The sequence below is a fragment of the Kitasatospora sp. NPDC023118 genome (genome assembly GCF_055560875.1).
Genome location: NZ_JBVHHW010000006.1, coordinates 204457 through 219172 on the forward strand (window position 1 = coordinate 204457; position 14716 = coordinate 219172).

General features: G+C 74.3%; 13 protein-coding genes. 10 read left to right on the forward strand and 3 right to left on the reverse strand.

Annotated features, from left to right (window positions below; genetic code table 11):
• Window positions 1-115: 115 nt before the first annotated feature.
• The 3 genes from ACZ3UD_RS10420 (at window position 116) to ACZ3UD_RS10430 (ending at window position 2611) form a co-directional block, all read left to right on the forward strand.
• Complete coding sequence (locus tag ACZ3UD_RS10420; RefSeq protein ID WP_465584881.1) at window positions 116-1003, forward strand: hypothetical protein; 888 nt, start codon at window positions 116-118, stop codon at window positions 1001-1003.
• Between the two features lie 79 nt (window positions 1004-1082).
• Complete coding sequence (locus ACZ3UD_RS10425) at window positions 1083-1871, forward strand: SDR family NAD(P)-dependent oxidoreductase (protein WP_465584883.1); 789 nt, start codon at window positions 1083-1085, stop codon at window positions 1869-1871.
• Window positions 1872-1879: 8 nt separating this feature from the next.
• A complete protein-coding gene (locus tag ACZ3UD_RS10430; protein WP_465584887.1) occupies window positions 1880-2611 on the forward strand; it encodes a polysaccharide deacetylase family protein in 732 nt (243 codons plus the stop codon).
• A gap of 74 nt (window positions 2612-2685) precedes the next feature.
• On the opposite strand, the gene ACZ3UD_RS10435 is transcribed toward ACZ3UD_RS10430, so the two are convergent.
• From ACZ3UD_RS10435 to ACZ3UD_RS10445, 3 genes are read right to left on the reverse strand one after another with little or no spacing between them, the layout of a single operon-like run.
• Complete coding sequence (locus ACZ3UD_RS10435; protein WP_465584890.1) at window positions 2686-3765, reverse strand: MGDG synthase family glycosyltransferase; 1080 nt, start codon at window positions 3763-3765, stop codon at window positions 2686-2688.
• A 13-nt stretch (window positions 3766-3778) separates the two neighbouring features.
• A complete protein-coding gene (locus ACZ3UD_RS10440) occupies window positions 3779-4723 on the reverse strand; it encodes an NAD-dependent epimerase/dehydratase family protein (RefSeq protein WP_465584892.1) in 945 nt (314 codons plus the stop codon).
• A 22-nt stretch (window positions 4724-4745) separates the two neighbouring features.
• A complete protein-coding gene (locus ACZ3UD_RS10445) occupies window positions 4746-5870 on the reverse strand; it encodes a DegT/DnrJ/EryC1/StrS family aminotransferase (protein ID WP_465584895.1) in 1125 nt (374 codons plus the stop codon).
• A 422-nt stretch (window positions 5871-6292) separates the two neighbouring features.
• On the opposite strand from ACZ3UD_RS10445, the gene ACZ3UD_RS10450 reads away from it, so the two are divergent.
• The 7 genes from ACZ3UD_RS10450 (at window position 6293) to ACZ3UD_RS10480 (ending at window position 14709) form a co-directional block, all read left to right on the forward strand.
• The gene (locus ACZ3UD_RS10450; RefSeq protein ID WP_465584897.1) at window positions 6293-8515 is read left to right on the forward strand and encodes an MMPL family transporter; all 2223 of its coding nucleotides are present in this window, start codon (window positions 6293-6295) and stop codon (window positions 8513-8515) included.
• A gap of 263 nt (window positions 8516-8778) precedes the next feature.
• Complete coding sequence (locus tag ACZ3UD_RS10455) at window positions 8779-10233, forward strand: sensor histidine kinase (RefSeq protein ID WP_465584900.1); 1455 nt, start codon at window positions 8779-8781, stop codon at window positions 10231-10233.
• On the forward strand, window positions 10230-10904 hold the full coding sequence (locus ACZ3UD_RS10460; protein WP_465584903.1) for a response regulator transcription factor: 675 nt from the start codon (window positions 10230-10232) through the stop codon (window positions 10902-10904). Before ACZ3UD_RS10455 ends, ACZ3UD_RS10460 begins: the two co-directional genes overlap by 4 nt.
• 170 nt (window positions 10905-11074) lie before the next feature.
• Window positions 11075-11722 (forward strand): hypothetical protein, encoded by a 648-nt coding sequence (locus ACZ3UD_RS10465; protein WP_465584906.1) that lies wholly within the window; start codon window positions 11075-11077, stop codon window positions 11720-11722.
• Window positions 11723-12178: 456 nt separating this feature from the next.
• Complete coding sequence (locus ACZ3UD_RS10470; RefSeq protein WP_465584908.1) at window positions 12179-12526, forward strand: PRC-barrel domain-containing protein; 348 nt, start codon at window positions 12179-12181, stop codon at window positions 12524-12526.
• 173 nt (window positions 12527-12699) lie between these two features.
• The gene (locus ACZ3UD_RS10475) at window positions 12700-12966 is read left to right on the forward strand and encodes a metal-sensitive transcriptional regulator (protein ID WP_465584911.1); all 267 of its coding nucleotides are present in this window, start codon (window positions 12700-12702) and stop codon (window positions 12964-12966) included.
• 306 nt (window positions 12967-13272) lie between these two features.
• Window positions 13273-14709 carry an endonuclease/exonuclease/phosphatase family protein gene (locus tag ACZ3UD_RS10480; protein WP_465584913.1) on the forward strand — a complete coding sequence of 479 codons (1437 nt, stop codon included), beginning with the start codon at window positions 13273-13275 and terminating at the stop codon, window positions 14707-14709.
• Window positions 14710-14716 lie beyond the last annotated feature (7 nt).

Below are 14716 nucleotides of genomic sequence, written 5' to 3' on the forward strand. Positions count from 1 at the left end.
CGCCGCCGTGCTCGGCTGATCCCGCGGCGGCGCACGCTCGCCTCACCCGTGCACCCCCGCCACCCCAGGCCCAGACTGGTGGTGAACCGATGCTGCCCGCGAGGCTGGGAGAGGCATGCTGCTGGGACTCACCACCGCGTTGGTCGCCACCGTCTGCTTCGGCTTCGGGGCGGTGTTCCAGGCGCGCGGGGCGCGCTCGGCGCCACGGGCGGACCGGGTGTGGGCGGGGCTGCTGGCCGCGCTGCTGCGGTCCTGGCAGTTCGTCGTCGGCACCCTGCTCGACATCCTCGGCTTCGCGCTGAGCATCGTCGCCCTGCGCAGCCTCCCGCTCTTCCTCGTCCAGGCGGTCACCAACGCCAGCCTGGCCGTCACCGCCCTGGCCGCCGTCTGGCTGCTGGGCGCCCGACTGTGCCGCGGCGACGTCGCGGGCATCCTCGCGGTGGTCATCGGCCTCACCCTGCTGGCCCTCGGTTCCGGCAAGGAGGGCCGCGAGTACGCCCCGGCGGCCTTCCACTGGGCGCTGCTGGCCACCACCGCCGTCATGCTGCTGGCCACCCTGGTTCTGGTCCGTCGGGTGGGCACCGCGGCGGCGGCCGGGCTCGGCCTGCTGGCGGGCGTGGGCTTCGGGGTCACCAGTCTGGCCGTGCGCGTCCTGGACACCTCCGGCCTGGTCGGCGTGCTGACCGACCCGGCCGCCTACGCCCTGGTCGTCGGCGGCCTCGGCGGCTACCTCGCGTACGCGCTCGCCCTGCAGCGCGGCACCGTGACGGCCGCGACCGCCGCCGGGACGGTGGCCGAGACCTTCGGCCCGGCCCTGGTCGGGGTGCTCTCGCTGGGGGATGCCGCGCGTCCGGGCTTCGCCTGGTGCGCGCTGACGGGCTTCGCGGTGGCGGTCGGCGGAACGTTCCTGCTCTCTCGGTTCGGCGAGCTGGAGGGCGAGTCGGCCGAAGTGTCCACCCAGCGGACGGGCGCCGAGGCGGAGCCCGCCGTCCCGCCCCGGTAGCCCGGACGGCTCTGTCATGCGAAGGTGACTTGCCGGACAAATCGGACGGCGAAAACATCCACGGAGCGGCAGGTGCGCGATGGCGGAGGAAGCCCAGTCCCGAGCCCGACGGTCGACCCCGACCGAGCGGCCCGTCGCGCTGATCACCGGGGCCTCCTCCGGCATCGGACTCGCCACCGCCACCCATCTGGCCGACGCCGGATGGCAGACCCTGCTCTCCGGCACCGACCGCACCCGCCTCGACGCGCTCGCCGAGCGCACCGGCGGGCGCGCCCTGCCCGAGGACCTCGGCAAACCGGACGGCCCGGCCCGCCTCGCCGAGGCCGCGCTCGCCGAGACCGGCCGGGTGGACGCGCTGGTCGCCAGCGCCGGCCTCGGCTGGCGCGGGCCCTTCGCCGAGACCCCCTCCGACACCCTGGACCGGATGATCGAGGTCAACCTCGCCGCCCCGCTGCGACTGGTCCGCCTGCTGCTGCCCGGCATGCTGGAGCGCCGCCGCGGCCGGATCGTGCTGCTCGGCTCGATGGCCGGCCAGGTCGGTGTGCGTGACGAATCGGGCTACGCCGCGACCAAGGGCGGGCTGGCGATGTTCGCCGAGAGCCTCTGGTACGAACTGCGCGGCACCGGGGTCGGAGTGCGTCTGGTGCTGCCGGGGGCGGTGGACACCCCGTTCTTCGACCGGCGCGGCACTCCGTACCAGCGCGAGCGGCCGCGCCCCGTCTCGGCGGAGCGGGTCGCGGACACCGTGGTCGCCACCATCACCACCGAGCGCGACCGCCTCTACGTCCCGCACTGGCTCGGCTTCCCGGCCTGGATCCACGGCGTCGCACCCGGCGTGTTCCGGCGGATGGCCTCCCGCTTCGGATGAGCCCCCGGGTGACCGCGGCCCTCGCCACCGCGGTGGGCCTGGAGTTCCTGCACCTCGCACCGGCGGCGGTCCGCCTCCCGGTGGTGCGCCGCACCCTGGCCCGGCGCACCGCCGGATACGGCACCGACCCGGGCCACCTGGCCCTGACCTTTGACGACGGACCCGACCCGCGGAGCACCCCGCACGTCCTCGACGCGTTGGACGAACTCGGCGCCCGCGCCACCTTCTTCCTGCTCGGCGCGATGCTGGACCGCGCCCCCGGGCTCGGCCGCGAACTGGTGCTGCGCGGCCACGAGGTCGCCGTGCACGGCTGGCACCACCGGCCGCAGTGGTACCCGGCCCCGGCCCGCGACCTGCGCGAACTGCGCCGCGCCACCGAAGCGGTGACCGACCTGTGCGGCGCCCGGCCGACCTGGTACCGCCCGCCGTACGGCGTGCTGACCGCCGGCCCGGCCCTGGCGGCCCGCCGCCTCGGCCTGCGCAGCGTGCTGTGGACGGCCTGGGGCCGCGACTGGACGGCCGGGGCCACCGGCACCTCCGTCTACGCCACCGCCCGCGCCGGTCTCAGCGGCGGAGCGACCCTCCTGCTGCACGATTCCGACTGCACCTCCGCCCCCGATTCCTGGCGCGCCACCCTCGCCGCCCTCCCGCTGATCGCCGCCCACTGCCGTGACCGCGCCCTCACCCTCGGCCCGCTGCGCGACCACGCCGTCCCGCCTCTTGCCTCCCGCCAGGGCTAGTCGGGACGATCGGCGAGCCGCGCCCACCACCGGGGCGGGCGCCCTGACCCGGCGCGATCGTCCCCGATCTCCGGCTACCCCAAGCCCACCCGGTCCAGCGCCGCCCCGAACCCCTTGCGCCACCCGTCCGGCGAGGCCCCGGCCGACGGCTGGGGCTCCGGCCTGCCCAGCGCCGCGAGCGCGTTGCGGACCACCTCGGCCGGGCGGGCGGTGGCGACATCGGCGTGGCCGAGCTCCAGTTCGTGCTGGAGGTTGTCCCGCCCGTGGCCCTGCACCACGTCGAGCAGCAGCAGCCGCCGCCCGAGCGCCCGGGCCTCGCTGCAGGTGTCACCGGAGCTGGTGACCACCAGGTCCGCGGCCGCCATCAGCGCGGGGATCCGGTCGGTGTAGCCGAAGGCGTGCAGCCGGGGCCGGCTGCGGGCGGCTACTCGCAGCCGCCGCTCCAGCTCCTGGTTGCGCCCGGCCACCGCGAGCACGTGCGGCCCGGCGGCGGCGAGCGAGGCGGCGGTGCGGGCGATCGGCCCGAGCCCCCAGGAACCGGACATCAGCAGCACGCACTGGGCCCGCGGCGGCACGCCCAGCTCGGCCCGCGCCCCGGCCCGGTCCGGCGGCCGGTAGAACGACTGCCGCAGCGGTGCGGGCAGCACGGCGATGTCGGCGTCCGGCCGGTAGCGGCGCACCGCGCAGGCGGCGACCTCGGAGGTGACCAGGAAGAGATCGGTGCCCTTCTGCACCCAGAGCCGGTGCGGCGTGACGTCCGTGCAGAACACGAGGTGCCGGAAGTCCCGGTGCGGCAGCCGGTTGACGGCCGAGGTGGCGGTGGCGAACACCGAGACCACCAGCTGCGGCCGTTGAGCCGCGATCAGCTCCCGCAGCGCCGGGACCAACCGGGCGCGGGCCGCCGCGTCGGCGAGCAGGGCGAGCCGCGCACCCGGGCGCAGCGCCGAGAAGTGGAAGGCGTCGTAGGCCCCGGGCAGGTCGAGCAGGCGCCGGAAGACGGCCTCCCCGGCCGCGCCGGAGCGTTGCCCGAGCAGGGCCATCGCGTCCACCGTGCGGGTGGTCCAGCCGCGTTCCCGCAGGGTGTCCGCGCAGGCCTGGGCCATCACGTCGTGGCCCTGGCCGAGCGAGCCGGAGACCAGCAGGGCGTGCGGCATCGGGCGGCCCCGGTCAGCCGGCGGCGGACGCGGCGGCGGAGGTGCGGTACCAGTCGGCGTACCGGCGAACGCCGTCGGCGAAGTTGGTCCGCGGCGACCAGCCGAGCAGCCGCTTGGCCTGCGCGGAGGAGATCCGCCGCCCCGTGTAGTCGGCCTTGCGGCCCTCGATGTGCTCGATGGTGACCGGTCCCAGCAACCGGTCGACGGTGTCGGCGATGTCGCGCACCGAGACGGCGGTCGAGCCCTCCAGGGCGAAGGTCTGGTCCTCGGCGGCGGGGGAGAGCGCCCGGACGTGGGCGTCGGCGAGGTCCTCGACGTAGACGAAGTTGCGGCTCTGCCGGCCGTCCCCGGCGATGGTGATCGGCCGCCCGGTCAGCGCCGCCTGGACGAACCGGGCGACGACCAGCTCGTCACGCATCCTCGGGCCGTACGGGATGCCGAAACGCAGGATGGTGAAGTGCTGCCCGTACAGCTCGCGGTAGCTGTGCACCAGCATCTCGGCGGCGAGCTTGGTGGCCACGTACAGGTGCCCGCTGTGCTCCAGCTCGATCGGCACGTGCTCGTCCAACTCCTCTTCCTCGCCGCCGAGTTGCCCGTCGGTGAGGGCGGCGCCGTAGACCCACACGGTGCTCGCCAGGACGGTGCGGCTCAGGCCGCTGCGCCGGGCGGCCTCCAGGACGGCCTCGGTGCCGTCGATGTTGGTGCGCACGGCCCGGACCGGGTCGGCGTAGACCTGCTCGACGTCGGCCATCGCGGCGAGGTGGTAGACCACCTCGCTGCCGGCCAGCACGGAGGTCAGGGCCGGCAGGTCGAGGACGTCGATCCGGGCGTGCTCGGCGTCGGGGTTGAGGTACTTGTCGGTGGTGTCCACGGCGAGGACCTCGTGGCCGGCCGCGATGAGATGGTCCACGACGTGTGAGCCGATGAACCCGCAGCCACCGGTGACGGCTATCCGCACGGTCTTGCTCCCTTCGCTCCGGCTACCCGGCCATCCGCCGGTGCACCGCCGAGACGGCCTCGATCACCAGCTGCGCCTCGTCCTCGCTCATGTCGGAGTGCACCGGCAGGCAGATCTGCCGCGCGCAGACGTCCTCGGCCACCGGAAGCGGCCCGCCCCGGTAGGGGGCGAGCACCGGCTGCAGGTGCAGCGGGAGGTCGTACACCTCGCCGGACAGCCGCACGCCGTACTCCTCGGCCACCGCCCGCTTGAACGCGGCGCGGTCGACGCCGGGCGCCAGCAGCGCCACGTACTTGTAGTAGTTGCCGCGGCAGTCGGGCGGTTCGAGCACCGGCTCCAGCCCGTCCACGCCGGTCAGCGCCGCGTCGTAGCGGCGGGCGACGGCGCGGCGGTTCTCGATGAACTCCTTGAGGCGGCGCAGGTGCACCGCGCCGACGGCGGCGTGCAGCTCGCTCATCCGCCAGGAGTAGCCGAGCAGCACGTGGTGGTTGGTGGCGAAGGAGCCCTTGCCCTGGTCGCGGTAGATCCTGGCCTCGTCGCGCAGCTCCGGCGACTCGGTGAGGATCATGCCGCCCTCGCCGCTGGTGGTGACCTTGGTCGGGTAGAAGGAGAAGGCCCCGGCCAGGCCGAAGGTCCCGGCGGCGCGGCCGCCCAGGCTGCTGCCGTGGGCGTGCGCGGCGTCCTCGATCAGCGGGATTCCGTGCTGGTCGCAGAGCGCGCGCAGGGCGTCGACCTGCGGGGTGACCAGCCCGCCGATGTGGACGAGTACGACGGCCGCGGTATCCGGGGTGATGGCGGCGGCCAGGGTCTCGGGGGAGAGCGCGAGGGTGGCCGGGTCGACGTCCGCGAAGACCGGGCGACCGCCCGCGTGGACCACCGCTCCGGCCGTGGCGTAGAAGGTGACGGCGGGGACGACCACGTCGCGGCCCCGGACGTCGACCGTGCGCAGGATCACCTCCAGCGCCGCGGTTCCGCTGCTCACCGCGACGGCGTGCGAGGCGCCGTGCTCGGCGGCGAAGGCCTGCTCGAAGCGCTCGGTCCACGGGCCGAGGGTGAGCGCACCGGTGGTGAGCATCTCGGTCACGGCGTCGGCGACGGCCGCGCGGTCCTTCTCGTCGAACACGATGCGGGCGGCTGGAACGCCCATGGGGCACCTCCGGCGGCGGGCTGGGGTCAGCACCGATCGGGATGGATCGGCCCGAACCATACGGAAACGGTCGGGCCAGGCACATCACGCTACTTCGCCCGGGCGGCCCCGGCCCGTCGCCGCCGCCCGCCCGGGTGACCCCCGCCTGCTCCCGCCTGCTCCCGCCTGCTCCCGCCGCAGGCCACCGCCCTGCTCCCCGGCTGCCTCCGGGCGCGCTTCCGGATACTCCCGGCGCGGGGCGTGCGCTCCTCCGTACGGGGGAGGGCCGTACTGCGTCCGCAGTACGCAAACTGCCTGCGCAGAGACGACGACGGAGCGGGGGGTCGCGATCAAGGATTGGTCATGCTGCGGGCGGACCAGGTCCGCCCTCGTGAACCCGTCCCCCGAAACCCGAACCCGAATCCGAAGGAGTCCGCTCTCCCGTGGCCACGTTCCTCTACCGCCTGGGCCGATGGGCCTTCGTCCGCCGCCGGCTGGTGACCCTCCTGTGGGTCGCCGTGCTGGCGGTCTGCGGAGTCCTGGCGGCCAAGGCGCCCGCCGCACCCGACGACGGCTTCGCGATGCCCGGCACGGAAGCGCAGAAGGCCTTCGACCTGATGAACCAGCGCTTCCCCGGCGGCCACGCCGACGGAGCCTCGGCCCGCCTGGTGTTCGTCGCGCCCTCCGGCCAGAAGATCACCGCGCAGCCCAACCAGCAGACCGTGGAGAAGACGGTCGCCGAGCTCGCCCACGCCGAGCAGGTCACCGGCGCGGTCGACCCGTTCAAGATGCAGGGCGCCGTCTCCAAGGACGGCACCACGGCGTACGCGACGGTCAGTTACTCCGCCAAGGCGGGCGAGCTGTCCAAGGGCGCCACCGACGCCCTCCAGCAGGCCGCCCAGCACGGCCGGGACGCCGGGCTCAAGGTCGAGATCGGCGGCAACGCGCTGATGGCCAAGCCCGAGGCGGGCGGCAGCAGCGAGGCGATCGGCATGGCGCTGTCCGCCGTCGTCCTGGTGATCACCTTCGGCTCGCTGGTCGCTGCCGGCCTGCCGCTGCTCACCGCCGTGATCGGCGTCGGCCTCGGGATGTCCCTGATCGCCGCGCTCGGCAGCACGCTGGGCCTCTCCTCGACCACCGGCACGCTGGCGATGATGCTCGGCCTCGCGGTCGGCATCGACTACGCGGTCTTCATCGTCTCCCGCTACCGGGCCGAGCTCTCCGAGGGCCGGACGCCGCAGGAGGCGGCCGGCCGGGCCGTCGGCACCGCCGGCTCCGCGGTGGTCTTCGCCGGCCTCACCGTGGTGATCGCCCTCGCCGGGCTCTCCGTGGTCGGCATCCCGATCCTCGCCAAGATGGGCCTGGCCGCCGCCGGCACCGTCGTCATCGCCGTGCTGGTCGCGCTCACCCTGGTGCCCGCGCTGCTCGGCTTCCTCGGCCGCAAGGTGCTGCCCCGCAAGGTCCGCAAAGCCGAGAAGGCCGAGAAGGCCGGGGACGGTGCCCAGCCGGCCGGGGCGAGGGAGAACGGCGGCGCCCGCTGGGCCCGCTTCGTGCTGCGCCGCCCGCTCGCGGTGCTGGTGCTCGGCGTGATCGGCCTCGGCGCGCTCGCGGCCCCCGCGCTCGACCTGCGGCTCGGCCTGCCCGGCGACGAGGCCAAGCCCACCTCCACCACCCAGCGCCGCGCCTACGACCTGCTGTCCGAGGGCTTCGGTCCCGGCTTCAACGGCCCGCTGACGGTCCTGGTGGACGTCAAGGGCGCCGCGGACCCGAAGGCCGCCGCGGGTGAGGTCGCCAAGACCGTCTCCGGCCTGCCCGGCGTGGTCACGGTGACGCCGCCGATGTTCAACAAGGCGGGGGACACCGCCCTGCTGAACGCCATCCCGGCCACCGGCCCGGCCGAGGCGGCCACCAAGGACCTGGTCCACACCATCCGCGGCCACGCGGCCGGCCTGAAGGCCTCCACCGGAGCGACGGTCCTGGTCAGCGGTACGACGGCGATGAACATCGACGTCTCGCAGAAGCTCACCGACGCGCTGCTGCCCTACCTCGCCGTGGTCGTCGGCCTGGCCGTCCTGCTGCTGCTGGTGGTCTTCCGCTCCGTCCTCGTCCCGCTCAAGGCCGCGCTCGGCTTCCTGCTCTCGGTGGCCGCCGCGCTCGGCGCCGTGGTCGCGGTCTTCCAGTGGGGCTGGCTGGCCGACCTGATCGGCGTGGAGCAGACCGGCCCGGTGATGAGCATGATGCCGATCTTCATGATCGGTGTGGTCTTCGGCCTGGCCATGGACTACGAGGTGTTCCTGGTCACCCGGATCCGCGAGGCCTTCGTGCACGGGGAGCAGCCCGGTGAGGCCATCGTCACCGGCTTCCGGCACAACGCCCGGGTGGTCACCGCCGCCGCCTTCATCATGATCTCCGTCTTCGCGGGCTTCATCGGGATGAGCGAGCCGATGATCAAGATGATGGGCCTGGGGCTCGCCGCGGCCGTCGCCTTCGACGCCTTCGTGGTCCGGATGACCATCGTCCCGGCCGTCCTCGCCCTGCTCGGCCGCCGCGCCTGGTGGCTGCCGCGCCGGCTCGACCGCCTGATACCGGACGTCGACGTCGAGGGCAGCAAGCTGCACACCGTCGCCCCCGAACCAGCTCCGGTCCGCGAGTCGGCCACCGTCTAGGTCCGGCCGGTTCGGGCGGCGCCCGGAACCCGGCGCCGTCCGGCACGGTCCGGACCAGGCCCCGCCCCACGGTGGGGCTTGGTCCGGCAGAGGTCGGCTCGCCCGCCGGTTCGAGCCCCAACCGTTACCGTTGCTGTCTGAGGCCGCCGCCGGCGCGGCGGCCCCCACCGGCGCGCCGCGCCCCACCCGGGGCGCGGCGCGGTACGACCTGGCGGAACCCGGCGAGGGTTCGGCCAGGGCACCCCGACCCGGAGAGCACGACCATGAGCGACACCTGGCAGCGGCTGCGCCGCGACCACCCCCGGCTGCTCGACGCCGCCGGGGGAGTGGCCCTGATCACGGTCACTGCCCTCGGCGCCACCGTCGACCAGACCACCGGCCACTTCACCCGGCTCGACCCGGCGACCGGCGTCCTCGCCTCAATCGCCGCCGCCGCCGTGTTCTTCCAGCGCCGCCACCCGCGCGCGGTGGTTGTCGTCACGCTGCTCTGCACCATGCTGCTCACCTGGACCAGCCCCCGGCTCACCCCGATGCTGGCCACCCCCCTCCTGCTCGCGCTCTACTTCCTCGCCGTCCGCACCGACCGGGCCACCGCCCTGCGCGCCTCGATCGCCACCGCCGTCCTGCTCACCGGGATATCGCTGACATTCGGCCCCGGCGGCCCGATCGGCGAGAGGATCAGCGTCCTCGCCTGGGCCCTGCTGCCCGGCGCCCTCGGCGACTCCATCCGCAACCGCCGCGCCCAGCTCGCCGAGATCGAGCAGCGCGCCGAACGCGCCGAGCGCACCCGCGAGGAGGAGGCCCGCCGCCGGGTCGCCGACGAGCGGATCCGGATCGCCCGCGACCTGCACGACGTCGTCGCCCACCACATCGCCCTCGCCAACGCCCAGGCCGGCATCGCCGTCCACCTCATGGACACCCACCCCGTCCAGGCCCGCGAGGTGCTCAGCCACATCACCGACGCCACCGGCTCCGCCCTTCAGGAGCTGCGCGCCACCGTCGGTCTGCTGCGCCGCGCCGAGGAACCGGCCCCGCTGGAACCCACTCCCGGGCTGGACCGGCTGCCCGAGCTGATCAACACCTTCGAGCGGGCCGGCCTGCCGGTCCGGCTCGCCGTCGAGGGCGAAGCCCGGCCGCTGTCGCCCGGCGTCGACCTCACCGCCTTCCGGATCGTCCAGGAGTCGCTGACCAACGTCGCCAAGCACGCCCACGGCGCCGACGCCGAGGTCACCCTCTCCTACAGCGGCAGCCGGGTCGCCGTCAGCGTCGCCAACGGCCGCCCGCCGGCCACCGGCCGCCGCCGCACCGTCCTACTACCCCAGCCCGCGCCGGGCGAGAGCGGCTTCGGCCTGATCGGCATGCGCGAACGGGCCGGCGCGGTCGGCGGCCGGCTCACCGCCGACCGGCGGCCCGACGGCGGCTTCCTCGTCCTCGCCGAGCTGCCGCTGCGCACCGGCGCCCGCGACGACGGCGCCGCACGGGCGGAGGACGCCGTCCGGCCCGGCGACGGCGTCCGGCCCGATGGCCCGGCCCGACCCGGAGACGGCGCCCGACCCGGAGACCCGGCCCGACCCGCCCCCGCCGCCCGCTGGGACTGCTCCGTACGAGCCGACCGCGCAGGCCGTCCGGACCGCGCCGACCGACCCGACGGCTCCGCCCGACCCGACCGCGCCCCACGACAGGATCGCGCCACCCGAAAGGACAAGGACCGCGCATGACCATCCGTGTGCTGCTCGCCGATGACCAGGCCCTGCTGCGCGGGGCCTTCCGGGTGCTGATCGACGCCGAGGAGGACATGGAGGTGGTCGGCGAGGCCGCCGACGGCCGGGAGGCGGTGGAACTCGCCCGGGCCACCAAGCCCGACATCGTCCTGATGGACATCCGGATGCCCGGCGCCGACGGCCTCGGCGCCACCGCTGAGATCTGCGGCGACGAGGAGCTGTCCGGCACCAGGGTGCTCATCCTCACCACCTTCGAGATCGACGAGTACGTGGCCCAGGCGCTGCGCGCGGGCGCCGGGGGCTTCCTCGGCAAGGGCGCCGACCCGAAGGAACTGCTCGCCGCCGTCCGGACCGTCGCGGCCGGTGACGCCCTGCTCTCGCCCGCCGCCACCCGGGCCGTGATCGACCAGCTCCTCGCCCAGCCCGGCCCGGCCGCCGTCGCCCCCGCCGAACGGCTCGCCGTGCTGACCGCCCGCGAGCGCGAGGTGATGTCCATGGCCGCCACCGGGCTCACCAACGAGGAGATCGCCGAGCGGATGTTCGTTAGTCCGTTCACCGTCCGTACTCATGTTCACCGGGCGATGTCCAAGCTCGACGCCCGCGACCGTGCTCAACTCGTCGCGATCGCCTACCAGTCCGGGCTGGTCCCGCCCGGACACCCGTCCTGACGGACGATCACCATGGGTTATGACTCCGGCCATTCGCCGACGTCACACCCTGAACATTCGTCAAAACGCACACCCGGGAAGCAGTTCAAGATTCCACCTGTCCTGAAACGACCTCCGAACGGGTGTATCAGCGAGTAGTCTGCCGATGACTCAGAATGAGGAGGACGTTGGTGGAAACCAAGGACACGGCCGGTGAGGTGCGGATTCTCCAGTCGTTGCCCGGGCGCGCGGACGACGGATCGCAGGCGTTCGAGCTGCGGCTCGCGCGACTACTCCTCCTGCTCGGGGCCGAGGTCGCGCCGGGAGCGGACTATCCGGGCGCGGCCCGTTGGGAGGTCCACAAGGCGCTCGCCGGGCGGTCCGAGCTGCCCGAGGAGTACTTCGAGGCGCTGATGGAGGCCGCGGTCCACGACCCCAACCCGAGCTTCAACCGCCGTTTCGTCGAGCCCGCCCTGATCGCCTTCGGCCAGCGCCGGGTCCGCCTGGCCCTGCTCGGCTACCTGCAGACCGGCACCGACCCGGAGCGCGCCGGTGCCGCCCGGGCCTGGTACTGGACGGCCCTGTCGGTCGGCGGCGGCCGCAACGCGACCGCCGACGAGGGCGCGACCGTCCGGGACAGCTGGAACGAGGCCGCGCTGCGGGAGTTCGTCGCCAACGAGGACATCGACGTCCGCCGCTGCATCCTCCCCGGCCTCCCGCTGGTGCCGCGCGCCTACCCGGTGGAACTGCACGCCCTGGTCGAGGCGGCCGTGGCGATCGCCCGGTCGCACCCGGACGAGTACATCCGCCACCGCGTCGAGGTCCAGACCGGCCTCTGAGCTTCGGGTACGCCGCTCCTGGTGCGCCCGCCGAGGTGCGTGCCCGGAGCGGCGATTCCCACCCGGGTTTCCGATCCGCCCCGCGAGGCACTGCGAATTCGGACGCCAACTGGCCTTTTCCGGTTGATGATTCGTGGGCTTGTCGTCCGATCATGCCAATCCCGATCGACCACCACCCATCGCCCGGCGCTGCCACCATGGCGCCGTGACCGAGCGCCCGCCCATCGCCGTCCGCCTCCTGGAGTCAGCCCGGCTCCGCCTGGTCGAGACCCCGCCGCCGGGCCGGCTGGTGGACAGACTGAAGCCCAGGTCAGCGCCTTGCCGCCGGGTGGTCGGGTCACCCCCGTATGTCCCATTCGTCGCGCCGCCGGGCCCGTTGCGGCGCAGGATGGAAGCTCCGGGCTGTGCAGCCGGTGGCAGCCGCGACACGGGAGGTCCGAGGCCGTGGGGATCGCGATGGCAGACATCCGGGAGTGGCGCGGCCATGCCGTGGTCGACGAGAAGGGCCACCGGATCGGCACGCTGGAGTCGGTCTACGTCGAGACGTCCACCGACGAGCCGTTCTTCGCCACCGTCACGGTCGGCATGATGGGCCGGCGCCGTCTGGCCTTCGTCCCGCTGGAGGGCGCGGTGGCGGGGCCGGGCTACCTGCGGGTGCCGTTCCCGAGGAACAAGGTCAGACAGGCTCCCGCGATCGGCACCGACGACATCCTGCCGGCCACCGACGAACCCGAGGTGTTCGCCTACTACGAGCTGCCGTACGCTACCGGCGCCGGAGGCGAACGCCGCCTGGCCCGTCGCTGAGCCCGGCGCCTGGCCCGTCGCTGAGCCCGGCGCCTGGCCCGTCGCAGGCGCCTGCCGCAGAGTCCTTCGCCGCGCCCGTCGCCGAGCTGGGCAGCGGCCTCCTCGGTCGCCTGGGAATGAATACCCCACCGGGTACACTTGTCAATCGACAGTCGATGAAAGGCGGCCCGGACATGCAGGTGGACGAGGAGGCGGTCGGCGCGGTCCTGAACCGACTGCGTCGCGCCCAGGGTCAGTTGGCCGGGGTGATCGCGATGATCGAGGCGGGTCGGGACTGCAAGGACGTGGTCACCCAGCTCGCCGCCGTCTCGCGCGCCCTCGACCGGGCGGGTTTCAAGATCGTCGCGAGCGGGATGCGCCAGTGCATGGCCGCCGCCGACGGGGGCGCCCCGCCGATGAGCGAGGCCGAGCTGGAGAAGCTGTTCCTCGCCCTGGCCTGAGCCGGTCCGAGTTCCGGCCGGCGGGACAGCCGACAGCCCGGAGGGGCCGCGACGGATCGTCCGTCGCGGCCCCTCCGCATGTCCTGGTGATGTCCTGACGATGGTTTCGCCACGGAGTTCCCGAACCGCCCGACGCTGCGTCACGCGGCGTTCACGCCCTGGTCGCCGGTCTTCGGGTGAATGAGCCCGCCCGCAGTTGTACAGCCAACTGTGAGCGTTCTCCCTCCCAGCCTCCGTGACCAGCCGCGTGCGGCCCCGGCACCGTCCCCCGGCGGACCGGGCCCGCTGGCGGCGGACAGGACAACCATGGCCGCAGGCAGCGCCCTGACCCTGACCTCATCCAGCAGCCCCGCCGAAGGCGACCGGCTCGGCTTCCACTGGACCACCGACGCCCCCGACGCCAAGAACTGGATCGGCATCTACGACGGCAGCCGCCAGCCCGGCACCGGCTCCTCGCTGCTGTGGAAGTACACCCCCGGGACCTCGGGCGACGTCCAGCTCGACACCTCCGCGCTGACCGGCGGCCCGTACACCGCCTACCTGCTCGCCAAGGACGGCTACGGCATCCTCGCCCAGACCGCCCCGTTCAGCTTCCGCCCCAAGCCCGCCGTGGTCCGCCCGCACGCCGCCGTCGACTCGTTCACGGCCACCCCCGTCGCCCCGGGCGCGGCCGTGCGGATCAAGCTCGGCGGCCTCTGGTCCCGTCCGGCCGGCAACGCCCCCGGCTCCGCCGCCTACCGCAAGCTCGGCGGCGCGGCCTGGGCCTCGGTCGGTGCCGACGGCACGCTCACCGGCACCGCACCCGCCAGCCCCGGCCGGAACCCCGAGCTGGTCGTGGTCGGCGTCAAGGACAGCACCGGCGCCACCGACACCCTCACCGTGCTGGTCCCGGTCGCGGACCCGGCCGCCCCGCCCCGGCTCAAGGCCGCCAGCTGGAACCTGCACGACGCCGGTGCCGGCTACACCGACGCGCTGGAGAAGCAGCTGCGTGTCGTCCTCGCCCAGGGTCTGGACGTGCTCGCCCTGCAGGAGACGGCCGGCGAGCGGGCCAAGACCCTGGCCGACGCGCTCGGCTGGTACGCCCATCAGAGCCCGGGCAGCGTCGGCATCCTCAGCCGCCACCCGCTCACCGACCTCACCCCGGCCACCGCCGAGTTGCCCGCCGTCGCCGCCACCGTCCAGCTGCCCGGCGGCCGCAGCGTCCGCTTCTGGGCCGCGCACCTCGACGAGGCGGGCTACGGCCCGTACGCCGTGCAGGACGGCGGAACCGCCGCCCAGGTGACGGCCGCCGAGAACGCCTCGCCGCGCCTCAGGCAGGCCAAGGCGCTGGCCGAGGCCGTGCGCGCGGACCTCGCCCGGCACCTTCCGGTGGTGCTGGCCGGCGCGCTCTCCTCGCCCTCCCACCTGGACTGGACGGCCGCCACCGCCGCCGCCCACAACGGCGTCGGCGAGCTCGACTGGCCGGTCACCGCCGCCCTGCAGGCCGCGGGGCTGACCGACAGCTTCCGCGAGGAGAGCCGCGACCCGGTCAAGAACCCGGGCACCACCTGGTCGCCCACCCGCAAGCGGCGCGGTGACCGGTCCGAGCCGCAGGACCGCATCGACTACGTCCAGTACGCCGGCCCGCTGAAGCTGGTCGAGGCGCACACTCTCGTCGCCGACTGGCCGCAGCCCGAGCCGAACGCCGCCGCCAACGAGTGGCCCTCCGACACCGCCGCCGCCGTCGCCACCTTCCAGCTCTGAGAGGCCA